The sequence below is a fragment of the Vibrio sp. 99K-1 genome, assembly GCF_013114585.1.
GTDB classification, from domain to species: Bacteria; Pseudomonadota; Gammaproteobacteria; order Enterobacterales; family Vibrionaceae; genus Vibrio; species Vibrio chagasii_B.
Genome location: NZ_VTXF01000003.1, coordinates 114,663 through 138,986, shown reverse-complemented (window position 1 = coordinate 138,986; position 24,324 = coordinate 114,663). Strand labels below are relative to the sequence as shown.

The following is a 24,324-nucleotide window of genomic DNA, read 5'->3' as shown; positions in this document are numbered from 1 at the left end:
AAGATAGCATCAAATGTCTTTACGATTCACTTGGCTCTTCGATATCAATGCGAGTCACACGCTGTAGGCCTCTTGGCAGTAGACCGCCACGACGACCACGTTCACCACGGAAGTTTTCAAGGTCAGCCGGTTTTAAGCCAAGCTTACGTTTACCCGCGTAGATGGTCAGCGTTGCATTCTCAGGAATAGCCATCAGGTGCGATACAAACTCTTCACGCTCTTTAGCCTTCGCAGAAGGAATGTTGATGATCTTGTTACCCTTACCTTTGCTCAATTGAGGTAGGTCTTTTATTGGGAACAACAACATGCGGCCTTGGTTGGTAATCGCTAGAATCTGGTTACTTTCCAAATCAGCAATCGGACTAGGCGCCATCACTTCTGAAGATTGCGGCAGGTTAACCAGAGCTTTACCGCTCTTGTTCTTAGACAGCAGATCGCTACCCTTACAAACAAAGCCGTAACCAGCATCAGAGCCAACTAACCATAGCTGTTCATCTTCTCCCATCACCACTTGGCGAATAGAGGTGCCTGCGCTTATGTTCAAGCGACCGGTAATCGGCTCACCTTGGCTTCGCGCAGATGGTAATGAATGAGACTCAAGGGAGTAACTTCGGCCATCACTGCCAAGGAACACCGCTTGCTGATTACTCTTACCCTTGGCGCTCGCTAGGAATTTATCACCCGATTTGTAGTTCAAGCCTTCAGCGTCAACCTCATGCCCTTTCGCATGACGAATCCAACCTTTCTCAGACAGCACAACAGTAATTGGTTCGCTAGGTACCAAATCACGCTCAGTCATCGCTTTTGCTTCAGCACGTTCAACTAATGGAGAACGACGGTCATCACCGTATTTATCGGCGTCAGCTTGAATTTCTTTCTTGATAAGTGTGTTTAGACGACGCTCAGAGCCCAGTAGCTTCTCTAGCTTCTCACGCTCTTTCTCTAGTTCATCTTGCTCGCCGCGGATTTTCATCTCTTCCAGCTTAGCAAGGTGACGAAGTTTAGTATCAAGGATAGCGTCAGCTTGAATTTCCGTAATACCAAAGCGCTCCATCAGAACCGCTTTAGGGTCATCCTCAGTTCGGATGATCTCAATTACTTCATCAAGGTTGAGGTAAGCAACCAGCAAACCTTCCAAGATGTGTAGGCGAGCTAGTACTTTATCTAAACGGTGTTGCAGACGACGGCGAACCGTTGTGCGACGGAACTCAATCCACTCTTTCAGAATTTGTACCAGGCCTTTAACTTGAGGGCGATTGTCTAAGCCAATCATGTTCAAGTTAACACGGAAGTTCTTCTCAAGATCTGTCGAAGCAAATAGGTGACTCATCAGTTGATCACAATCGATACGATTCGAACGAGGCACCACTACGATACGTGTTGGGTTCTCGTGATCGGATTCATCACGCAAATCATCAACCATTGGCAGCTTCTTAGCACGCATCTGGTTAGCGATTTGCTCAAGTAGCTTAGCGCCCGATACTTGGTGAGGCAGAGCTGTGATAACAATATCAGAGCCTTCTTTGTGCCAAACCGCACGCATCTTGATGCTGCCACGACCCGTTTTGTAGATCTTTTCGATATCCGACTTCGGAGAAATAATCTCAGCTTCTGTCGGATAGTCAGGGCCTTGGACGCTTTCCATGATGTCTGATAGCTCAGCTTTAGGGCTATCGATTAGCTTAATCGTCGCATCAGCAATCTCACGCACGTTATGTGGTGGGATATCAGTTGCCATGCCTACTGCAATACCAGTAATACCGTTAAGTAGGATATGAGGCAGACGCGCGGGCAACATTTGTGGCTCTTTCATGGTGCCATCAAAGTTTGGTTGCCACTCAACTGTGCCTTGGCCTAATTCACCAAGCAGTACCTCAGCAAACTTAGACAGTTTCGCTTCAGTATAACGCATCGCTGCGAATGATTTCGGGTCATCGGGAGCACCCCAGTTACCTTGACCATCTACCAATGGGTAACGGTAAGAGAACGGCTGTGCCATCAGTACCATGGCTTCGTAACAAGCAGAGTCACCGTGCGGGTGATACTTACCTAGTACGTCACCAACGGTACGTGCTGATTTCTTATATTTCGAAGCGGCAGATAGACCAAGCTCAGACATCGCATAGATAATACGACGCTGTACAGGCTTAAGGCCGTCACCGATATAAGGCAATGCACGATCCATGATTACGTACATTGAGTAGTTTAAGTAGGCGTCTTCGGTGAACTTGCGCATTGGCAATTGTTCAACGCCATCAAATGTAATTTCGTTAGACATCCATTATACCTCGGCCATATCACCGTTAGTCTGTAGCCATGTACGGCGATCATCAGCGCGTTTTTTACCTAGCAGCATGTCCATCATCTCAAGTGTCGCTTCGTTATCGTCAATGGTTAATTGAACAAGGCGACGAGTATTTGGATCCATGGTGGTTTCACGTAGCTGAAGTGGGTTCATCTCACCCAGACCTTTGAATCGTTGTACGTTGATTTTGGATTTCTTCTTAGACAAGCGCTCAAGTACGCCATCTTTCTCATCGTCATCCAATGCGTAGAACACCTCTTTACCACAGTCGATACGATACAGTGGCGGCATTGCTACATAGATATGACCCGCTTCAACAAGTGCGCTGAAGTGACGAGTGAATAGTGCACATAGTAGTGTCGCGATATGAAGTCCATCCGAGTCCGCATCGGCAAGGATACAGATCTTACCGTAACGCAGGCCTGATAAATCGTCGTTGTCTGGGTCAATACCCAAAGCCACTGAGATATCGTGAACCTCTTGAGACGCCAATACTTGGTCTGCAGACACTTCCCATGTATTTAGGATTTTACCGCGCAATGGCATTACTGCTTGGAACTCACGATCGCGAGCTTGCTTAGCAGAACCACCCGCCGAGTCCCCTTCCACGAAGAAGATTTCAGTGCGATTCAAATCTTGTACCGAACAGTCGGTTAGCTTGCCTGGTAGTGCAGGGCCAGACGCGACTTTCTTACGTACTACTTTCTTACTGGCACGCATACGACGGTGCGCATTCGCAATACACGCTTCCGCTAACTGCTCTGCCAGTTGTGGTTTTTCATTCAACCATAGGCTGAAGGCATCTTTTACGACACCAGAAACAAATGCAGCGGTTTGACGAGAAGATAAACGCTCTTTTGTTTGACCTGCAAACTGAGGATCTTGCATCTTCACCGATAGCACGTATGAACAGCGGTCGAAGATGTCATCACCCGTTAGCTTAACGCCACGTGGTAATAGATTACGGAATTCACAGAACTCACGCATTGCATCCAATAGACCTTGGCGCAGACCGTTTACGTGCGTACCACCTTGCTTAGTCGGTACCAGGTTCACGTAACTCTCAGTGATCATGTCGCCGCCTTCTGGTTGCCAAATGATCGCCCAGTTCGCCATTTCCGTTTCAGCAACGAATTCACCGACATAAGGCTCTTCAGGCAACAGGGTATAACCTTTTACGCCTTCAGCAAGATAATCCTTTAGACCATCTTCATAGAACCATTTGTGTTCTTCATTGTTCACTTTGTCGCTAAAGGTGATTTCTAACCCCGGGCAAAGTACCGCTTTCGCACGTAAATTGTTGATTAGGCGAAGCGTTGAAAACTTAGAGCTATCGAAGTATTTAGGGTCAGGCCAGAAGTGTACTGATGTACCACTGTTGCGATGACCACAAGTGCCTGTAACCGTCAGTTCAGTAACCGCTTTACCATGCTCTAGAGCGATTTCATGAACTTGACCTTCACGGCGAACCGTAACCTCAACACGCTTAGACAGGGCGTTTACTACCGAGATACCTACACCGTGCAAACCACCAGAAAACTTGTAGTTGTTGTTCGAGAACTTACCACCCGAGTGGAGCTTGGTTAGAATCAGCTCAACACCTGAGATGCCTTTTTCAGGGTGGATATCGACAGGCATACCACGACCATCATCGGTAACTTCTAATGATTGGTCTGCATGAAGCACAACTTTGATTTTCTTAGCGTGTCCCGCTAGAGCTTCATCGACCGAGTTATCAATGACTTCTTGGGCAAGGTGGTTCGGCCTTTCTGTCTCGGTATACATACCTGGGCGGTGTCGCACAGGGTCGAGACCTTCAAGTACCTCGAGGTCTTTTGCATTATATTGTTCAGTCATAATACGGAGTTTACTCAAAAAGTTTGCGTCAGTTCGCTGGCTCCAGTTTCACTAAAGCAGAATCATTACTATGAACCGTCATAGCAGAGCGAACGAGCGAAGTATTGGGGAATATAGTCTGGAAGCTGAGTAATGATGTCAAGCTAGTTCAAAAACTAAGACATCAAACTATGATATTTCACCATTGATAGATGAAATAACAAGCAAAAGAGAGAAATCTACTCAGTGAATAAAATAGGTTATAGCTGTAGAAAGGTGATGATTTGTTGTGGGTAGCGTTCAAAATCAACAAAGCTATGATCTCCGCCCTCTTCTACAGTTTGTGTTGCACCTTGATACTTCTCAACCGCTTGTCGGTAATCCAGAACTTCATCTTCCGTTTGTTGAAGTAACCAGAAATCGCTTGGCTTTGCTACATCTGGCACATCTAACGCCTTTAATTCATCAATATGCTTTGTTTCCAGTACATATCGTTCATCTGTGTATGGGTTTACTTGCTCACCTAAATAGTCCACAAGCAGTTCATACGGTTTCACCGCGGGATTAACCACAACCGCCTTAAAGCCATAATGACTGTTGAGCCAAGTTGAAAGATAGCCGCCTAATGAGCTGCCGACCAGTGCAATCTGATATTGATCTTTGTGTTGCTCCACGAGCTGCTGCAGGAAAAGGGCAGCTTGTTGCGGGAAACTCGGCAGTTGCGGTATTAGCACCTTAATATCCGCGCGATGCTCCGCGCAATACTCGGCCATCACCATCGCTTTGTGAGAACGTGATGAACTATTAAAACCATGGATATAGAGAAGCAGTGATGGCTTTATGGTTTGATTGATAGAATCAGACATCGGTAGCAACCTTTATTAATAACCCGCAGCCTTAAAATCAGGCAAGAACTGCCCATGAGGCAAGCGACGAACTTGAGTGCTGACCGTACCATCTTGATGCAATTCGATCTCTCTCCACCCCGGAGATAAGGTATCTACGGCGAAGTCATCTGAATTTGGCTTGAACTGAACGCAAGTCGACGGAGTTGCCATGACTTGTACACCATGATGTTCTCGATTCATGTCTTGGTGAACATGGCCACACAACACAGCTTTCACGTTAGAATGCTGTTGGACGACGTCCCAGAACTGGTCGGCATCTTTAAGGTTGTGCTGATCGAGCCAAGCACTGCCCACCAACAACGGATGATGATGAAGCAAAACCAAGGTATTACGTTCAGGAAATTCCGCTAACTTTTGTTCAAGCAGATCGAGTTGTTGATCGCTCAGACGCCCGTGAGGTACGCCAACCACTTGAGAGTCCAACATGATCATTTGCCAACACTCGCCCAGCAATACATGTTCGACACATTGAATCTGTGGTGATGGTAAAACACTGCCCATATTAGGCTTAAAATCATGGTTTCCAGGTAGCCAGTAACACGGTTTTTCTAAGGGTTGAATCCCTGATTCAAATTTCTGGTATGACTCAGCGCTGTGATCTTGAGAAATGTCACCAGTCGCTAAGATCGCTTGATAGTCAAAGCCCTGACTAACAATGCCATCGACTACAGCACGAAAGCTATCTTGAGTGTTGATGCTTAATAAGCTGCCATTGCTCGGCGCAAACAAATGCGTATCCGTTAGCTGCACAAGCTTAATACTGCTCTCATCAAATTTTGAAGTGTGTGATAATTCCAAAATAACAAATCCAGATACGTTACTGTTTAGACTTTAAAAATGTTCTTAAATTAGCTCAATTAAAAGGCAATTGGAGTTCGGCTGATACCAGTTTTTAAACAAAACGTTAACCATTCCCCAAGAAATTTATTCAATTGAAATTTCTCATCCTTTTGCAGAAGCTTAGTGTTGGGATAGTCATATTTCGCTTTGACTCGCGAAAAATCCCCGCTAGCGCACACTTCTGCAACTCGAGCGTCGTGATATAGCCTGACAGACATTTTTGGCAAAGGAAACACTGGCATCGCGTCACTCTGACATATATCTATTAATGTGGTGTATTTTGTGACCTCATTCACTGTCAATTGATACACCATATTAACGGCTTGGTAACAGCGGACATCACCAACCTCATGCCCAACCGGTAACAAAGCGTTAAGTTTGGCATAATTCGTCTCATAGACTCGCATCAATTCAGCAAGATCAACATGATACGGTTTTTTGACCGCTATATTTGGCATAACGTTAAGCCACCCACTCTGACTGTAATTCTTGGTAGTTCAATTGTAGCCATTGCAGCGCAATGATTGTGGCTCCATTTTCAAACACACCGTCTTTCACTAACTGATAAGCGGCTTCACGGCTCATCACTTGTACACGAATATCCTCACCTTCGTAATCCAATCCGTGCACCCCTTTGGCCGTGGTGGCATCCACACAGCCAACAAAAACATCCAGCTTTTCTGAGCAACCACCTGATGAAGGGTAATATGAAGTAATGGGCAACACAGTTCCGACTTCGACTCCGGCTTCTTCCATCGCTTCACGACGAGCCACATCTTGAGGCGACTCATCGGTATCAATGATCCCAGCAACAATTTCGTATTGCCAAGGGTTCTCATGCTCTAAAGCACCAACGCGGATCTGTTCAACGATCACCACTTCATCGCGCACAGGATCATAAGGTAGCAAAGCGGCAGCATGACCACGCTCAAACATTTCACGTTCTATCGGTTGGCTCCAGCCTCCCTCAAACAGCTTATGCTTAAATGTGTACTTAACCATTTTGAAAAAACCACGAAACAGCGTCTCTTTTGAGACTATTTCCACATCTTGCGGAGTAAACTCATGTCGTTGATTGTCAGACTGTTGCATTTGGTACCTCACTAAGTGATCTTTATAGTTTACTCATTGTCCGAGTTAACTACCAAGGATAAGGTTCAACTTTTTATATAAAACTTATAATTAAAGTTAAGTTTTAAAAAATAAATATTGCACAAGTGGACAGTTAAATGTAAAAAAGTGCAAAGTTTCGAGTAAATTACCACCAAACTGGGTTAAACTCTTTTAAAGAAAATTCCATAAAAGGCAGGAATAGGAAAATGAAAAAACTGCTTCCACTATTTATCAGTGCAGCAATTGGCAGCCTGAGTTCGTCAGCTTTTGCTGATACGCTAGCTGAAGTTTACGACCAAGCAAAACAGAACGATCCACAACTTCTTCGTTCAGCAGCGCAGCGCGATGCCGCTTTTGAAGCAGTAACGTCAAGCCGTAGCTCTTTGTTACCGCAAATTAATCTAACAGCAAACTACGATATCAATCGTGGTGATCGAAGTGATATGAGCAATGACAACAACCAATGGGGTGTTGGCATCGGTTTCAGCCAAGAGCTATACCAACGCTCTTCGTGGATCACTCTAGACACGGCAGAGAAATCGGCTCGTCAAGCAGATTCAGCATACGCGGCAGAGCAACAAGCTTTGATTCTGCGTACAGCAACAGCTTACTTCGACGTACTTCGTGCTCAAGATAACCTAGAATTTGTTCGTGCTGAAAAAGCAGCGGTAGCTCGTCAGCTTGAGCAAACTAAGCAACGTTTCGAAGTGGGTCTTTCTGCTATTACCGATGTACATGATGCGCAAGCTCAGTACGATGGCGTTTTAGCTGATGAAGTATTAGCAGAGAACGATCTGACTAACAGCTATGAAGGTCTACGTGAGATTACAGGTCAAGAACACTCTAACCTAAGCATCCTAGATACTGACCGCTTCTCAGCGAGCAAATCTTCTGAGTCGGCAACCGCTCTTGTTGAACAAGCCGAGCAAAAGAACCTTAGCCTACTAGCTGCGCGTATCTCTCAAGACGTAGCAAAAGACAACATCTCTCTAGCAAGCTCTGGTCACCTGCCAAGCCTAACGCTAGATGGTAGCTATGGTCTCTCAGAGCAGACTGACAGCTCTAACAGCCAAAACGATTACGATGCAGATAACCTAAACATTGGTTTGAACTTAGTTGTTCCTCTATACACGGGTGGTAACACAACTTCTTTGACTAAACAGGCTGAGTACAACTACGTTGCAGCAAGTGAAGATCTAGAAGCGACTTACCGAAGCGTTGTAAAAGACGTACGTGCATTCAACAACAACATCAGCGCTTCAATTGGTGCGCTACGCGCTTACGAGCAATCTGTTGTTTCTGCTCAGTCAGCTCTAGAAGCAACAGAAGCAGGTTTCGATGTGGGTACTCGTACTATCGTTGACGTACTAGATTCAACTCGTCGTCTGTACGATGCAAACAAAAACCTTTCAGACGCTCGTTACAACTACATCCTAAGTGTCCTTCAGCTTCGTCAAGCAGTTGGTACGCTAAGCGAGCAAGACATCGTTGATGTAAACGCAGGTCTAAAAGTAGCAAGTAAGTAATTCTTAATTGCTATACTTAAGCTATAGGTACAAAAATGCCGCTCAATGAGCGGCATTTTTATTATCTGTTCTAAAGCTAGCTGAGAAGTTTCGAGCTAAAAGGCGAAACGTTAACCTCGACCGCCTTTGATCGCTTTAATGATTTCAGTAGTCGAGCAACCATCTTCAAAGTTAAGTACTTTAACTTCACCACCAGCAGCAATCACTTCCGCACCACCAGCGATCTCTTCAGGCTTGTAATCACCGCCTTTCACTAAGATGCTTGGTAGTACTTCAGAGATCAAACGTTGAGGTGTGTCTTCAGAGAAAGGCACCACCCAGTCAACTGCGCCTAAGCCCGCCAATACCGCCATACGACGATCAGTTGGGTTCACAGGACGACCAGGGCCTTTCAAACGCTTAACAGATTCGTCGGTATTAACGGCAACGATCAAACGGTCGCCAAGTTCAGCCGCGTGGTTCATGTAAGAAACATGCCCCGCATGCAGAATATCAAAGCAGCCATTAGTCATAACGACCTTCTCGCCTTTCGCGCGAGCGCGCTTCACCGCTTCTACCAGTGCTGCTTCAGAGATCACACCGTAGTCTGTATCTTGACTACCGTGAATCGCTTCCGCTAATTCAATTGTCGACAAGGTTGATGTACCTAGCTTACCAACCACAACACCAGCTGCCGCGTTCGCTAATGCACACGCTTCATCCAATGGTTTACCGGCAGCAACAGAAGCAGCAAGAACGGAGATAACCGTATCACCAGCACCTGTCACGTCGTAAACTTCTTTCGCTTGAGTTGGCAAGTGGAATGGTGCCTGACCTTTACGTAGTAACGTCATACCATTTTCACTGCGAGTCACCAATAAAGCTTCAAAGTCATACTTCTCGATCAAGGCAATACCCTTCTCGATAAGATCTTCTTCTGATTTCACTTTACCTGCAACCAGCTCAAACTCTGCCATGTTTGGTGTCAGTAATGTCGCACCACGGTAGCGCTCTAAATCCGCACCTTTGGGATCGATGAATACAGGAACATTGGCTGCGCGTGCTTTTTGAATGAAACTCTGTACATGCTCTAATGCACCTTTCGCGTAATCCGACAAGATAACCGAACGTACATTTGGTAGGGCTTGCTCCATGCGAGACAAAATAAGCTCTGGATTGGTGTTTTCAAACTTGTCTTCAAAATCAAGACGTATCAACTGCTGACCACGGCTCATCACTCGTAGTTTGGTGATGGTTGGATAGTCTTCTAACTCAACAAAATCACACTTAACCTTCAGCGCACCCAAGGTGTTTTTCAACACCTCAGCTGGTTCATCTTTACCAGTTAAACCAACAACATGAGCATGACCGCCAAGCGAGGCAATATTCATTGCTACGTTGGCAGCACCACCTGGACGCTCTTCGTTATTTTCTACTTTTACCACGGGCACAGGGGCTTCTGGTGAAATACGGCCAGTTGGACCATACCAGTAACGATCAAGCATGACGTCACCGACAATAAGAACACCTGATTGGCTGTAGTCAGGTAGAATTGGTTTCATTGTTGAGCTCCAAAAATCGAATCTGGCTAGAGTCTAGCACACTGATTACAGTGGCTAAACCATAGAAAAATGAGTAAAGCCTATCTCGATAGGCACTGTGCTAGCTAAGCGAAAGACAAGTTACACTTCCATCCATTGCTTCCATGCGTGAACCACATGTTCTCTTTCCATTTCGAACTTATTAATTGCAACATCAGCATCAAGATTAAGTAGGTTACGATGGTGTATTTCATCGCGTAGCGTTGTGTATGCATTGGTCAATGCCATGCCTTGTTGCTCGTCCATGATTCCTTGTGACATAAGACTCTCAAAGATTCTGACATTGTCACACCAACGTGTCAGCTTTGGCTTCTCGTGGCTGTATCGTAACACTAAGTATTGCGCTAAAAACTCAACATCAGTGATGCCACCAGCATCCTGTTTGAGCATGAATCGTTCGGCTTTTTTACCGCCAAGGTGATCACGCATTTTTTCTCGCATATCTACCACTGCTTTTTTCAAAGTTGCTTCATCACGTGATAGACACAACACCTCATGACGTGTTTTGTTGAATGCGGAAGCCAATTGCTCATCACCGTAGATCATACGAGCTCGAGTCAGCGCTTGATGCTCCCATGTCCATGCGTCGTTGTGTTGATACTCATCAAAGGCATCAGTTGGACTAACCAACAAACCCGAAGCACCCGATGGACGCAAGCGAGTATCGACTTCATACAGGATTCCCGACGCGGTTCTGGTCGAGAAGATATGAATAATACGCTGCGCCAACCTTAGATAAAATTGGCGTCCATCGATCTCTTTCTTACCATCAGTATAGATGTGTACCGGGCAGTCGTGCATAAACACAATATCGAGGTCTGAGTTGTAACCAAGCTCCCAACCGCCGACTTTGCCATAACCGACAACAGCAAAACCGCGGCCTTCACGGTCTTTAACATGAGTGGGCTCACCAAACTTAGCCGACACTTGTAACCAAGCTTGGTTAACACCGGCTTCAACAATCGCTTCTGCTAAGTAAGTCAGGTGATCACTCACCTTCATCACCGGCAGCACACCCGCTATATCCGCCGCAGCAATCCTTAGGATACAAGTCTGCTTAAACTGACGCAGACCTTCCATCTGCTGTTCCATGTCGTCTTCAGGAATACGAGCAAGGTAATCACGTAATTCTGTCTTGTAAGACTCAAGCGGCACCGGGTTATAGAGCTGCTGAGGGTCGATAAGTTCATCTAACAGAATAGGGTAACGTCCAAGCTGTTCTGAGATCATCGGGCTCGCGGTACACAAACGAACAAGTTGAGTCAATGCAGCGGGGTGCTCATCGAGCAACTCTAGATAAGTGGTACGCGTGACAATTTTATGCAGTAAATGCAGTACACGCGATAAACCAAACTCAGCGTCTTTAGCTGTGTACAGGGCCTGAAAGACTTTCGGCATCAGTCGATTGAGAACTTCACGCCCACGCGGACCAAGGGTTTTCTTAGCGATATCCGCTTTAAATTGAATAATGGTTTTCGCAGCTTCTGGCGGATTGGCGATAGCAATATCATGCTCCAATACATGCTCGATAACATCCGGCTTATGGGCCATATCCCACAGCTCACTGAAGTGACTCGCGATTGGGTTAGCGTCCTCTTCGTCAATCCCGATCAGCTCTTCGAACACGTTATGTACGTTTGCCATATGGGCACGAGTTGCAGTAATCAAACTCTCCCAATCACTGAATTGCATGGCAACAGCAAGCTGAAGTTGTTCAAACTCACCATCCGGCAACGTCTGAGTTTGCTTGTCAGCCATCGCTTGCAATAGGTTTTCTAGGCGACGTAAAAACAGGTAAGCATCGCGCAGGTCAGTCACTTCTCCGGCTTCTAGCAGATGCAGAGAGTCAATGGCGGTTAACGTCTCTAAAAGCCCTCGTCCACGTAGGCTAGGCTCACGGCCACCACGAATCAGTTGGAAGACTTGTGCAATGAACTCAACCTCACGAATACCGCCTGAACCGAGCTTGATGTTATTGGATAAGCCACGACGACGCACTTCACTGCTGATCATCGATTTCATTCGGCGCAAAGATTGAATTGCACTGAAATCGATATAGCGACGGAAGACAAACGGACGTAGCATCTTGCGCAACTCTTGATACTCTGGGTACATTTCACTGCCCATTACGCGCGCCTTAACCATCGCGTAACGTTCCCAGTCTCGCCCTTGTTCTTGGTAGTAATCTTCCAGAGCGGCGTAACTCATCACCAATGGTCCACTCTCGCCAAAAGGACGCAGACGCATATCGACGCGATAACAGAACCCATCAAAGGTTTGTTGATCCAGCGCCTTGATAATACGCTGCCCTAAGCGGGTAAAGAACTGCGCATTGGCGATACTGCGTCTTGCTCCTTGGGTTTCGCCATTCTCAGGATAAGTAAAGATCAAATCGATATCAGAAGAAAAGTTGAGTTCACCGCCACCAAGCTTACCCATGCCAATGATAAGCATCGGCTGTGCTTCACCCTGTTCATTACAAGGTGTGCCCCACTCTTTACAGCAAATGTCGTACTGCCATTGATAAGTCTCGAAGATCATCGCTTCGGCCAACATAGAGAGATGACTTAGGCTCTGTTCAAGCTCCCAAGAGCCCATAAAGTCACGCCATGCAATATAGGTCATTTCTCGATTGCGGAATTGACGTAGCACTCGCTGACCGCTCATTTCGTCCATACAATCAGAAAGCAGCTCAGCCAATCGTCCACGATACCCTTCAGCACGCTCCTCACATTCCAACATATCCGGTAGAGTCGTCGATAAAACGGTGTCACGTTGTAAGCAATCACCAATAAAGCAGCTTAATCCTAAGACGCGTTTAAGGTCTTCAATTAGCGGCTCAGGCCAAGCATTAATGGCTTCACTTTGGTGCTCTAATAATTGCTTAAAAGCTGACTGCGAATGAGTGACGAGTTGAGGAGGCAATGGCATGTTTCTTCCTTGTATAAGCTGCGCGCGAACAATCAATTTGTTGGGTCAGTTTTTCAATAACGAGTTTTCATAACTAATACCAATCACAGTAAGTAAGTGTTCAGAGATAGCGTAGGAAAAAAGCTTGAGAACAAGGCTGCTCTTTTCAATAAATAGTTTCGATAAGTAGTTATTCTACATTCAAAAATTCTAACGCTGTTATCGAGATTTTTAACAAGCTAGGGTGACCAGTTATTTACTACGATTGGTATAAGATAGTTATACCAAAGTTACGCCAATAAAAAACGCCCACATCAGCAATGTGGGCGTTTTATCAGTGAACTTATCAAGTGAGACCTTTCTCTCTAGAAAAAAAGGCTCTATCAATAGGGTTTAGAGAACAAGGTTATACCTTAAACTGCTTAATCTTACCGTCGAGTTCTTGTGCGTTGCTTTCCATAAGCTGAGAGGTCTCCAACAGCTCACCAACAACCACAACTGAAGCTTCCACCAGCTCACGAACATTGGTCAGGTTGACACTCATCTCTTCCGCAACGCTGCTCTGCTGGCCTGCAGCCGTCGCAATCTGGAAGTTCATGTCATTGATTTGGTTAACTTGGCTCACGATACCATCAAGCTCAGAGCCTGCATTGGTCACAAGGTCCACGCCTTCAGCCGCTTCAACAACACTCTTCTCCATCAGTTCTACCGCAGAGTTAGCGCTGCTTTGTAGATGACTGATCATATCTTGAATCTCTACCGTTGCTTGCTGAGTACGTTGTGCAAGGTTACGAACCTCATCAGCAACAACCGCAAAACCACGACCCGCTTCACCTGCACGGGCCGCTTCAATTGCAGCGTTCAATGCTAGTAGGTTTGTTTGTTCTGAAATGCCTTGGATAGTACCAACCACACTGCCGATTGAGTCAACGCGCTCTTCAACTTGGTTTACCGCTGCCGCTGATGCTGCGATATCTGAAGATAACTCACTCATCTTAGAAACAGACCCTTGAACGAACTTCTGACCAGTAAGAGCTTGGCCTGATGCCTGTTCCGTCAATGAAGAAGCGCTTTGCGCATGCTCAGCAACAGTTTGTACCGTAGAGGTCATCTCACTCATTGCTGTTGCCAGCTGATCAATCTCATTGAACTCTTCTTGAGCTGATTCTTTGGTTTCAGACATGCTGATGGTCATCACTTCCGTCAGAGCAAACAGTTCATCAGAAGAGGCCACCTGAGTTTTGATCATGTCGTTCAGTTGAACGCGAGTTTTTTCGAGTTCACGTGCCACATCGCCGTATTCATCTTTACAGTCCATTTGAATCGGCACTGATAAGTTCTTGTCGGCCATGGTTTTAATGGCATCACTGAGGTATTGAGTTTGGCGCAGCATAACGCGAGCTGCCGCTAATAAAAGAACCACAAACACAATGATCATCAAGCCTGTCTGCCAAGCGACTTGAACTAGGTAAGTCTCATAATGCTGCTGCGCGACTTGTGCATTATTCGTTGCAGCGAGCAATGAATCGTAAAACGTGCTCGCGTCCCATAGCTGTTTAGAAATGATCAAGATGGTACTGAACACCATCAGCATGATCATTTTCGGAACGAGACGAACGTCAGAGATTACCCTTTCCCACGGCTTGAATGACAGTTTAGTCATTGTCAGTTCTCCATTAACTCTTATATATTGATGGCTTCTATACCCGCGAGATGGCTGATTGAGTCAGGTTCGCGATTTATTTTGAGCCTCGTATGAATGTTAAATAGTATCAAAGACACACCTAAGCCGATGAGCTTATTATCACTGATTCTCTCTTTCTTAGCGTTATTTGTGATCTCAGGCTTGTTGTTTGCGCCGATTGATAAAGAATCGAAACAAGTCCTTATCGGCCTCGATTTTATAATCTATAGTGTTTTTCTTTTTCAGCTCACGATTGATCTATTCAGATCACAAAACAAGAAAGAATACCTCAAAGTACACTGGATCGATTTCTTGGCAAGTATCCCAATGATCGAGCCACTCCGTTTCGCTCGTATTTTTCAAATTCTGCGAGTCATCTTGGTTCTACGTTCAAGTAAACGTATTTTCAGAGAGCTGTTTCGTAACAGAAAAGAGACCACTTTCGCTTCCATCATTCTGCTTTTGGTGATCTTACTGACCATCGGTGCTGGCACGATCCTGCTATTGGAACACAAAGATCCTAATGCCAATATCACGACTGGTCATGATGCGTTGTGGTGGGCTTTCGTGACCATCAGTACCGTTGGCTATGGCGACCATTATCCAGTAACCACCGCTGGTCAGTTAATCGCATCGATTGTGATCATCTGTGGGGTTGGTGTATTTGGTATGATCTCAGGTCTAATTACCTCGCTGATTACTGAGCCTACCGACCTCCAGAATCAACAATTGGAAAACAAAGAGCGTAAACTGGACAAGATTCTAGAGCAGCAGCAACAGATACTAGAGCGGCTCGAGTTGCTTGAACGACAGACAAAAAAATAGGGCCAAGGCCCTATTTAAAAATGGATGTTAGTGTAGAGACTAGTCTTGCCAGTATGGCTCAACTTCAACACTGATTTGGCGAGTCTGCTCCATCGCATGCAAAATGGAAACTTCTTGACGAGCAAGCCAACGCTCTAGCTGATCTTTCTCATCACCTTCTAACTTCTCAGTGAGTGGCTGTAAGGTTCGTAGCATCAACAAATCGTCGATACCTTGTACCATGTCCGCCCAAGGCAAACGGAAGCTATTACGCTCATCGTCATCATATAAGCTCGCAAAGCCAACACCAGAATACAGGTTACGCATCAAACGATACTGCTGGTCGATGTAAGCTTGGCTTGTCATCACGCGCTCTGGTGGAAAGGCTTCCATCAGCTCCGCCCAAGTGCGATCAAGCTGCTTCACAGAGAACCACTCTATTCCGCGCTCCATTTGCTCACGCGCTTTATCGTCCAAGAATGGCTGCCAACCTCGAGTAAGTATCCAGCGGCTTAAATCAAGCAGAAGACCGGTGTAGCGGGCTGAACTCAAGAGAGTCAGTAACTCTTCACGATCTGGCAATTGCTCTTGCATCTCTTTTAGCTCAGCCACTAGGAACTTACGAGCATCAAGCTTACGCAGAACGTGGCCTTTATCTTCGAGCAAATCCTCAAAGTGGTCATAGCTTTTTAGCCAATCCAACTCTTGTTCTAGCCATTTCAGCTCTTGGCGTAAAATAGCGCTAGCGCGTCTCGGTACAATGCCACCGTATATAGTGAAAGTCTGGCGGATAAAGCTCAGTGAATGGCTGATCTCGTGCAGAGCTTCAATCGATTGGCGCTCGGTGAAAATTTGCTCGTGGTAATGCCAATGAGCGAGAGCATGCTCTAAAGATTGAATGAAACACGATTCAACGGTGTCACTTTTGTCAGTATCAACTAAGGTCAAAGGAGTTACTTCATCGCCTTGATAACCTTGAGCAAGTCGGTAACCCTTAGCAGCTTTGCTTAAGTTACCTAAGCGCATACCACCTTGTTCGCAGAATTGGCGAGACAGTGTAAACAGAGCATCCGTTTGGCCGGATTTAAGTTCAAGCTCAACTTCGCAAATCGGTTCTTGCAGATCGCCGGATTCAACGAAACCTTGGTCAAAGGCAACCTCGACTTGGCTACCGTCAGGCATGCCAATCAGCCACTGCTCACGCGTGAAGTTAGTCGAGAACAGAGGAGTAAGCTCAGCTTGCAATGTTTCAATGTCCTTACCTTCAGGCCAAATATCTTCTGGATGTAAGGCAAGTTTTGGCTCATTGCTATCGTGTTCTGCATTGTATTCCGGCCTTTGATGCAGGCCAGCAACAACGCGACCCGCTGTCTTTACCGTTTGTACAAATACGTCATCAAAGCGTCGAATGCGCAAGCCGGTATCGTGCTTGCGTAGCCAGTTGTCAGGGGTGTCAAAGTAGATGTTACCTAGCTCACGACAACTGTGCTGAAGTACTTTAGTTTCAGCAATTTTATTGCGTAAAGTCTCTGAAAAATCAGGAGAAACAAAAAACTTCAGTTCTATCTCGGTTTCCATAGTTATACCTTTCTGTGAAGATAGGGACAGGATATTGCCAATTTTCAAAGTCGGCAAGTCAGAAATATCGCCCTTATGATGATCTAAAACAGTTTTAATGAGACATTGATTAGGTTAACATGCGCGACTTTGTAGCCATCGCTTAACATTTCACCATGAATATGGTGTATGTTGTTTTAAGGTTATTATTTATTAGGTTGGATGACCATGCCAGTAAATACAATTATGGGGTTATTTGCAAAGTCCCCAATTAAACCTTTGCAGCGTCACGTAGTATGCGTGAACGAATGTTGTTCTCACCTAGTTAATTTCTTTGAAGTTTCTTCAAAGGGTGACTGGGAAAAAGCAGCTGAAATTCGAGCTCAGATTTCTCACCTTGAGAAAGAAGCTGACGTACTAAAACGTGAAATTCGCCTTAAACTTCCTCGTGGTTTGTTTATGCCTGTTGATCGCACCGACATGTTGGAGCTATTAACTCAGCAAGACAAACTAGCAAACCTAGCGAAAGACATTGCTGGCCGTGTATATGGTCGTCAACTTGTCATTCCTGCTCCTCTACAAGAAAACTTCATCGCTTACGTTAAACGTTGTCTAGATGCAGCGAACCAAGCACAAAACGTAATCAATGAACTAGACGAATTACTTGAGACTGGCTTTAAGGGCCGCGAAGTAACACTCGTTGCTGAAATGATTCATCAATTAGATGTAATTGAAGATGACACGGACGCGATGCAGATCGAACTGCGCCAACAACTAATGGCGATTGAAGGCGATCTGAATCCAGTTGATATCATGTTCTTATACAAAATTCTTGAATGGGTTGGTGGTATTGCAGATCAAGCACAGCGTGTAGGCGCTCGTCTTGAAGTAATGCTTTCTCGATCTTAAATCATACGTTAACCATATAACGAAGAGCATTTTTTGAACAAACCACTTATGCGTTGAGTATTTCTCTCGCTGAGCGGTTTTTTGCGTCTAAATTTGTTCCGCTTGTTATCAAACAACTAGGTATTACGATGGATATCCTTGCTAACTACGGCACTGTCCTGATTATTGTTGCAGCAGCTTTCGGTTTCTTGATGGCTATTGGTATTGGTGCAAATGACGTTGCGAACGCAATGGGCACCTCAGTAGGCTCTAAAGCTCTAACCGTTAAACAAGCGATCATTATCGCAATGATCTTTGAATTCGCTGGTGCATATCTTGCCGGTGGCGAAGTTACCGATACGATCCGTAAAGGTGTTATCGAAACATCTCTATTCGCACATCAACCAGACGTTCTTGTATTCGGTATGATGTCTGCACTTCTTGCTGCAGGTACATGGCTACTTCTAGCTTCGTACATGGGCTGGCCTGTTTCTACTACTCACTCAATCATCGGTGCAATCATCGGTTTCGCTTGTGTGTCTGTAGGTACTGAAGCGGTAGACTGGAACAGCGTTCAAGGCATTGTGGGCAGTTGGATTATTACTCCTGTCATCTCTGGTTTCTTCGCCTACGTGATATTCGTAAGTGCTCAGCGACTGATTTTTGATACAGAGAACCCGCTATTCAACGCGAAGCGCTTTGTACCGGTATACATGTTCATCACAACGATGGTAATTGCACTGGTAACAATCAAGAAAGGTCTTAAGCACGTTGGTCTTCACCTGAGCAACACTGAAGCATGGGTTTGGGCTGCAGCAGTATCAGCAATTGTAATGATTGGTGGTTACCTATACATCCAGAAGAAATTCGCTAACCGCGAAGAAGACCACGGCTTTGCTGGTGTTGAAGGTATCTTCTCTGTACTAATGGTTATCACAGCTTGTGCTATGGCATTCGCACACGGTTCAAACGACGTTGCAAACGCGATTGGTCCACTGTCTGCTGTTGTATCAACGGTTGAGCACATGGGCGAAATCACTGGTAAGAGCACTATCGCATGGTGGATTCTTCCTCTAGGTGGTTTTGGTATCGTGGTTGGTCTTGCGACTCTTGGTCATAAAGTAATGGCAACCGTAGGTACTGGTATTACAGAACTAACACCGAGCCGTGGCTTTGCAGCACAACTTGCTACAGCATGTACGGTTGTTCTAGCGTCAGGTACTGGTCTTCCAATCTCAACTACACAAACACTGGTTGGTGCGGTATTGGGTGTTGGTTTTGCTCGTGGTATCGCAGCACTGAACTTAGGCGTTGTACGTAATATCGTGGCTTCGTGGATTGTGACACTGCCAGCAGGTGCTCTACTTGCTGTTGTGTTCTTCTACGGTATTCAGGCTATGTTTAGCATGTAATTGCCACTGCGTTAGTCGATGCTAGCGTCAGAATTATGTGAGCTTCAGTAACGATATGTAAATGCCATGTCATTATTGACTCAAACGCACAGAAAGGGAGGCTTTGCCTCCCTTCTTTGTTGCACCGCATAAAGAAACTAAATATTATTTGCTAATTGAGGCTGACTCATCCGCCTACCCAATTAGAATCGTTAAGGGATTTACTGTGAAAAAACTGATTAGCTTAGTTTTGTTCGCAATGCTTGCGGCTCCAGCTGCCTTTGCACAAGACCGTTATATTGCTGACAAACTATTTACTTATATGCATTCTGGCCCAAACAACACCTTCCGTATTATCGGCAGTGTTGACGCTGGTGAGAAGATTACCTACCTGCAAGCAAACAAGAGCACGGGTTACACACAAATCCAAGACAACCGTGGCCGTAAAGGTTGGGTTGAAAGCAAGTTTGTAAGTACTAAAGAGAGTATGGCTCTGCGTATGCCTAAGCTTGAGAAAGAACTGACAGAAGTGAAAACTAAGCTGGCTAACGCACGTCAAACGGCTGACAGTGAAAAAGCAGGCCTAGCAAGTTCTCTAGATTCTCGTAATAAGCAGATTGCTGAACTAGAACAGAACTACAGCGAGATTAGCCAACAACTAACAAGCTCTCAAACAGAAAACCGTGAACTACGCGCTAAGCTAGACACGCAGAAAGATGACCTACTATTGAAGTACTTCATGTACGGTGGTGGTGTTGCTGGTATTGGTCTACTTCTTGGCCTTGTTCTACCACACATCATTCCGCGTCGTAAGAAATCACCAAACGGCTGGGCGTAAGCTGATCGTTTGACTGTATTGCGTTACGCAAAGTAAATTCAATATCGGATACCAAAAAGGAGCACCTAAGTGCTCCTTTTTTATTTATCTCAACATGTTATCAAAGCGCTTGTAGCAGCTTTAGGTTAGCCCTTCCACTCGTACAAAGCAGGAATCTCAATCTTCTGCTGATTAAACTCAACAACCACAGATTGCGGCTTGATCTCTAGCAGTTGAACATCATTACCGATCCAATCGCCCTGTGACATCTCTTGCCCATTCACTTTGACCCAACGCTTGTTCTCACTACTTGAGTACATATGGGTTTGTAAGTCGAGCTTAGGTAATACGCCAGACAAACTGTTAACGTGATTTTCGAGCTCAATCACTTGAGGTTCCATCTGGCTTGCTGGTCGCGAGTCCATCGGCTCCGGTGCACTTGGCTGCTCATCCATAATCGCTTCTAGCTTCAATGCCAAATCAGGCGGTAACTCGGTCAAATCCAAGCCTTGTAGCAGGTCGCTATCTGATTGCTGATAATTGCTTTCGTCGTTCACACCAGGTCCAACTTCAGGCTCAGCTAATGACAGCTCTGAATCATCCACTGTTCGCGCAGTGCTCTCTGCTTTGGTTACCGGCACAATTACCCCAGCAGACAGTTGAGTGCTATCAGAGTTAACTTGAGCATAAACCTCTTGGCGAGGTAACGATTTTAACGTCTTGCTTGTCGGCGCTGGACGCACCACAAACAGAGGCTCATCTTCGATTTCTTCTTCGACATTCAAATCAGCCGTTTCGATATCCTTGGCTTGAACAGGCTGGGTTTCTGATTCTGAATTCGAACTAATAGCAGCTTGGTTGGCCGTTTGCTGTTGATGGTAAGATTGATACACCAAGGCACCACCTACCAACAGAGAAGGCACAAGTAAAACAAGCAACCCCATAGCCAATGACGAACCGCGTTTGTTGCTGATACCCTTTACAGAACTCGGCACTTGATGGTTTTGGTAGCCCTTAAAGCTAGATTTGTCTGAGGACTGATTCAACTCATGCATAATGCGTGACATTAGCTCGCTCCTCCGCTTAATGACATTAACTTCGGAGAATCTAGCTGAGCTAATCTTTGTAGCCTCGCTAACGTTCGTTGACCAGCAATACCGTCGACCGACATGCCCTGCCATGTTTGAAACGCTTCGACTTTCATTTTTAATTCGTAATCAAATACATCACTACCGGACACAACCTCTCCAAGAACCTCAGAAAGCAACAAATCAAGCAAAGCGACAGCTTCACCCTGATATCCCTCTTTTAACGTTTCTCGCAATGGCTGTTTCCAAATCGCGACATAATCACCATGCCAGACCTTCTCTAAAGATTGCTTCGGCATGACTAACAGTTTTTCGTTCACCAGTAACTCGACAGCGTCTTGTGATGCGCCATAAAGCACAGCAAACACAGGCTCTTGCTCTACATTTAAGTTCAATACCACAGGGACGCCTAACCCTAGAAGGTCATCTAGACTTGCTTGTTGTTGTTCACATACGAACACGCTTTGTGGCTCACTTAAGCATAAACCGTCACGCAGAGAGGATTGGTAGCCCCAAAGCGTATATAAGTCCTTGATCGCCAGCGAACGGTTAGTCCCTTGCATCAAATGTTGCTGAATATGTGTTGGCAGTGCGAACTTGTCTATCTCAGACTCAACAACCAGCTTAGGCGTATCTGCGACTAACGACCGCTGCATCCTTACTGAGCTTAATGTTTGGGCTTCATTCGAAGGTTGGGGTGTTAGCCATGAGTCAATGTAGCCTGGCGCAAAGTGAAAGGTCGCCATCGCAAGTGCGACACTCAAGGTAGCAGCACTCGCGTATTGAACTAACTTTGGTAGCGTGCTCGCTGCACGAGGTTTTTCGACATGGTAAACCTCAGCTTGAAACGCCATGATCTGCTGGCACGCTCTGTTGACCGTGTCATTGCTCGGTGTTTGCTCTCCATTATGAAAAGCTAGCTGAAGCGCCTTATCACACACCAAGTTAATCAACCGTGGAATACCATGTGTATATTGGGCGATCAGCTTAACGGAACGATTCGAAAACAGCATCTGCTCGCCACCCGCTGTCTCTAGACGAAACGCGATGTACTTGCCGGTCTCTTGAATATTGAGAGGCAACAAATGGTAACGCCCTGTAATACGCTGAGCTAATTGACGCAGTTGCGTGGTCTGCAAATGCTGTTGTAATTCAGGTTGGCCAACCAGTAATACTTTTAATAACTTGCGACTGTCGGTTTCCAAATTCGTCAAGAGGCGTAGCTGTTCCAACACATCGGCAGCTAAGTGTTGAGCTTCATCTATCACCAATAAGGTTTGAATACCTTCCGCATGGCTATCCAGTAAGAAATAGTGAATCGCCTGACTCAGCTGCTTGAGTGATGCCTGCTGTGGATAGTCGATCTCGAACTCATCACAGATAGCTTCAAGCAAATCAGTGTTGGAAAACGTAGGGTTGAGTATAAGGCCAGCTTGAGTGTAGCGATCAAGAGAGGACAACATCGCCTTAGCGACCGTTGTTTTACCGGTTCCCACCTCACCAGTAAGCATTGCAAAGCCCCCACCCTCACCTAAACCGGCTTGTAGGTTCTGCATCGCCTCTTGGTGGCGCTGACTCAAAAACAAGTAGCGAGAATTTGGTACAATCGAAAATGGCATCTCAACGAAGCCAAAATATTCCTTATACATGTGCTGCCCTATAATTACGATTAATGGAAAGTACCATTGCTTGCCGTAAAGTCCAGCAGTGATAAAACATTTCGAGGTGATAAGTTGCAAATATACGATAGCCTACCAAAAGAGAATGGGCTACAGCGCTATCTAGTCGGTGGAGCGGTGCGCGATAAACTACTCAATATTGATAGTTATGATAAAGATTGGGTGGTGGTCGGCAGTACCCCTCAAGAGATGGAAAGCCTTGGCTTCACTGCAGTGGGTAAAGACTTCCCAGTATTCTTGCACCCAAAAACCAAGGAAGAACACGCACTGGCTCGCACTGAGAGAAAATCAGGCTCTGGTTACACAGGCTTCGAATGTTACTTCGCGCCAGATGTTAGCCTGGAAGAAGACCTCATGCGCCGCGATCTAACGATCAACGCCATCGCTCAAGATGATGCAGGCAACCTTCACGATCCTTACCACGGCCAGCAAGATCTCTCCGATCGTATTCTTCGACACGTATCCGATGCCTTTGTCGAAGATCCACTTCGAGTGCTGCGAGTGGCGCGCTTCGCTGCCAAACTTCACCATCTCGGTTTTAGCGTCGCCCCTGAAACTATGTTGATGATGAGTGAGATCGTTGAATCTGGTGAACTCGCCCATCTTACTGCAGAACGAGTATGGCAAGAGTGGCACAAATCACTCAGCACACCACACCCAGAAGTCTTTCTTTCCGTATTGAGAGAGTGCGGAGCACTAGCGGTTGTTTTGCCAGAGATTGACGCTCTGTTTGGTGTCCCTCAACCCGAGAAATGGCACCCTGAAATCGATACAGGTATCCATACTATGATGGTGGCTCAGCAAGCAGCGCTATTAAGCCCATCGCTGCCCGTACGCTTTGCCGCTCAAGTGCATGACTTAGGTAAAGGCGTGACACCACAAGCTGAATGGCCAAGCCATAAAATGCACTGCCACACAGGTGTTAAGATCATCAAGAAACTGTGTGAGCGAGTGAGAGTGCCTAATGAATTCAGAGACCTCGCACTATTAGTGTGTGAGCAACACTCAAACATTCATCGTGCAGGCGAGCTCAAGCCGACAACTTTCCTTAAAGTTCTCAACAAGTTCGATGTTTGGCGCAAACCAGATCGCCTTAACGACATCTTGCTATGCTGCCAAGCTGACCACGCTGGTCGCAAAGGGTTAGAAGATCAGCCTTACCCTCAAAAGGCTCGTTTTGAAGCAGCCTATCAGGCAGCACTTCAAGTTGAAGTAAAAGTGATCATTGCTGATGGCTTTAAAGGTAAAGATATTCGAGAAGAGCAAGAGAAGCGCAGAGCGGTGGCTATTGAAAGCGCGTTATCAGAACTCACTGATAGTTAATCTTCAATCTGTTAGTAAGCACGCATTAAAAAGCCCGCAGTTAAGCGGGCTTTTTCAATTTTACGACGAGGCTGT

The 24,324-nt window shown here is 45.8% G+C and carries 18 protein-coding genes; 6 read left to right on the top strand and 12 right to left on the bottom strand.

Annotated features, from left to right (window positions below; translation table 11 throughout):
• Window positions 1-19: 19 nt before the first annotated feature.
• The 6 genes from parC to nudF form a co-directional block, all read right to left on the bottom strand.
• Complete coding sequence (gene parC, locus F0228_RS03635; protein WP_102423068.1) at window positions 20-2,278, bottom strand: DNA topoisomerase IV subunit A; 2,259 nt, start codon at window positions 2,276-2,278, stop codon at window positions 20-22.
• A gap of 3 nt (window positions 2,279-2,281) precedes the next feature.
• Entirely contained in the window at window positions 2,282-4,162 is a 1,881-nt protein-coding gene (parE, locus tag F0228_RS03630) for a DNA topoisomerase IV subunit B (RefSeq protein ID WP_008222567.1), read from the bottom strand.
• Window positions 4,163-4,401: 239 nt separating this feature from the next.
• Window positions 4,402-5,007: an esterase YqiA gene (gene yqiA / locus F0228_RS03625; protein WP_061033393.1), complete on the bottom strand. Its 606-nt coding sequence runs from the start codon at window positions 5,005-5,007 to the stop codon at window positions 4,402-4,404.
• 15 nt (window positions 5,008-5,022) lie between these two features.
• Window positions 5,023-5,847: a 3',5'-cyclic-AMP phosphodiesterase gene (gene cpdA, locus F0228_RS03620; RefSeq protein WP_171761911.1), complete on the bottom strand. Its 825-nt coding sequence runs from the start codon at window positions 5,845-5,847 to the stop codon at window positions 5,023-5,025.
• A gap of 59 nt (window positions 5,848-5,906) precedes the next feature.
• On the bottom strand, window positions 5,907-6,347 hold the full coding sequence (locus F0228_RS03615; RefSeq protein WP_008222561.1) for a DUF1249 family protein: 441 nt from the start codon (window positions 6,345-6,347) through the stop codon (window positions 5,907-5,909).
• 4 nt (window positions 6,348-6,351) lie between these two features.
• On the bottom strand, window positions 6,352-6,981 hold the full coding sequence (nudF, locus tag F0228_RS03610; RefSeq protein WP_061033395.1) for an ADP-ribose diphosphatase: 630 nt from the start codon (window positions 6,979-6,981) through the stop codon (window positions 6,352-6,354).
• Between the two features lie 227 nt (window positions 6,982-7,208).
• Between nudF and tolC the strand changes: the two genes are divergently transcribed.
• Window positions 7,209-8,528 carry an outer membrane channel protein TolC gene (gene tolC, locus F0228_RS03605; RefSeq protein WP_061033396.1) on the top strand — a complete coding sequence of 440 codons (1,320 nt, stop codon included), beginning with the start codon at window positions 7,209-7,211 and terminating at the stop codon, window positions 8,526-8,528.
• Window positions 8,529-8,638: 110 nt separating this feature from the next.
• Here the strand turns inward: tolC and hldE are convergent, their stop codons facing one another.
• The 3 genes from hldE to F0228_RS03590 all read right to left on the bottom strand — a co-directional run bounded on the left by hldE (window position 8,639) and on the right by F0228_RS03590 (window position 14,681).
• Window positions 8,639-10,069 carry a bifunctional D-glycero-beta-D-manno-heptose-7-phosphate kinase/D-glycero-beta-D-manno-heptose 1-phosphate adenylyltransferase HldE gene (hldE, locus tag F0228_RS03600; protein ID WP_048658013.1) on the bottom strand — a complete coding sequence of 477 codons (1,431 nt, stop codon included), beginning with the start codon at window positions 10,067-10,069 and terminating at the stop codon, window positions 8,639-8,641.
• A 120-nt stretch (window positions 10,070-10,189) separates the two neighbouring features.
• Window positions 10,190-13,039, bottom strand: a complete 2,850-nt coding sequence (gene glnE / locus F0228_RS03595; RefSeq protein ID WP_171761910.1) for a bifunctional [glutamate--ammonia ligase]-adenylyl-L-tyrosine phosphorylase/[glutamate--ammonia-ligase] adenylyltransferase — start codon at window positions 13,037-13,039, stop codon at window positions 10,190-10,192.
• Between the two features lie 385 nt (window positions 13,040-13,424).
• The gene (locus F0228_RS03590; protein ID WP_171761909.1) at window positions 13,425-14,681 is read right to left on the bottom strand and encodes a methyl-accepting chemotaxis protein; all 1,257 of its coding nucleotides are present in this window, start codon (window positions 14,679-14,681) and stop codon (window positions 13,425-13,427) included.
• Window positions 14,682-14,777: 96 nt separating this feature from the next.
• Between F0228_RS03590 and F0228_RS03585 the strand changes: the two genes are divergently transcribed.
• On the top strand, window positions 14,778-15,527 hold the full coding sequence (locus F0228_RS03585) for a potassium channel family protein (protein ID WP_171761908.1): 750 nt from the start codon (window positions 14,778-14,780) through the stop codon (window positions 15,525-15,527).
• Between the two features lie 39 nt (window positions 15,528-15,566).
• On the opposite strand, the gene F0228_RS03580 is transcribed toward F0228_RS03585, so the two are convergent.
• Complete coding sequence (locus F0228_RS03580; RefSeq protein ID WP_061033574.1) at window positions 15,567-17,084, bottom strand: inorganic triphosphatase; 1,518 nt, start codon at window positions 17,082-17,084, stop codon at window positions 15,567-15,569.
• A gap of 207 nt (window positions 17,085-17,291) precedes the next feature.
• On the opposite strand from F0228_RS03580, the gene F0228_RS03575 reads away from it, so the two are divergent.
• The 3 genes from F0228_RS03575 to F0228_RS03565 all read left to right on the top strand — a co-directional run bounded on the left by F0228_RS03575 (window position 17,292) and on the right by F0228_RS03565 (window position 20,180).
• Window positions 17,292-17,972 (top strand): TIGR00153 family protein, encoded by a 681-nt coding sequence (locus F0228_RS03575; RefSeq protein WP_008222549.1) that lies wholly within the window; start codon window positions 17,292-17,294, stop codon window positions 17,970-17,972.
• A gap of 128 nt (window positions 17,973-18,100) precedes the next feature.
• A complete protein-coding gene (locus F0228_RS03570; protein WP_061033573.1) occupies window positions 18,101-19,363 on the top strand; it encodes an inorganic phosphate transporter in 1,263 nt (420 codons plus the stop codon).
• 205 nt (window positions 19,364-19,568) lie between these two features.
• A complete protein-coding gene (locus F0228_RS03565) occupies window positions 19,569-20,180 on the top strand; it encodes a TIGR04211 family SH3 domain-containing protein (RefSeq protein ID WP_008222545.1) in 612 nt (203 codons plus the stop codon).
• A gap of 125 nt (window positions 20,181-20,305) precedes the next feature.
• On the opposite strand, the gene F0228_RS03560 is transcribed toward F0228_RS03565, so the two are convergent.
• Window positions 20,306-21,226 (bottom strand): general secretion pathway protein GspB, encoded by a 921-nt coding sequence (locus tag F0228_RS03560; RefSeq protein ID WP_061033572.1) that lies wholly within the window; start codon window positions 21,224-21,226, stop codon window positions 20,306-20,308.
• On the bottom strand, window positions 21,226-22,896 hold the full coding sequence (locus F0228_RS03555; protein WP_171761907.1) for an ExeA family protein: 1,671 nt from the start codon (window positions 22,894-22,896) through the stop codon (window positions 21,226-21,228). Before F0228_RS03555 ends, F0228_RS03560 begins: the two co-directional genes overlap by 1 nt.
• Window positions 22,897-22,932: 36 nt before the next feature.
• Between F0228_RS03555 and F0228_RS03550 the strand changes: the two genes are divergently transcribed.
• Window positions 22,933-24,249 (top strand): multifunctional CCA addition/repair protein, encoded by a 1,317-nt coding sequence (locus tag F0228_RS03550; RefSeq protein ID WP_061033570.1) that lies wholly within the window; start codon window positions 22,933-22,935, stop codon window positions 24,247-24,249.
• Window positions 24,250-24,324 lie beyond the last annotated feature (75 nt).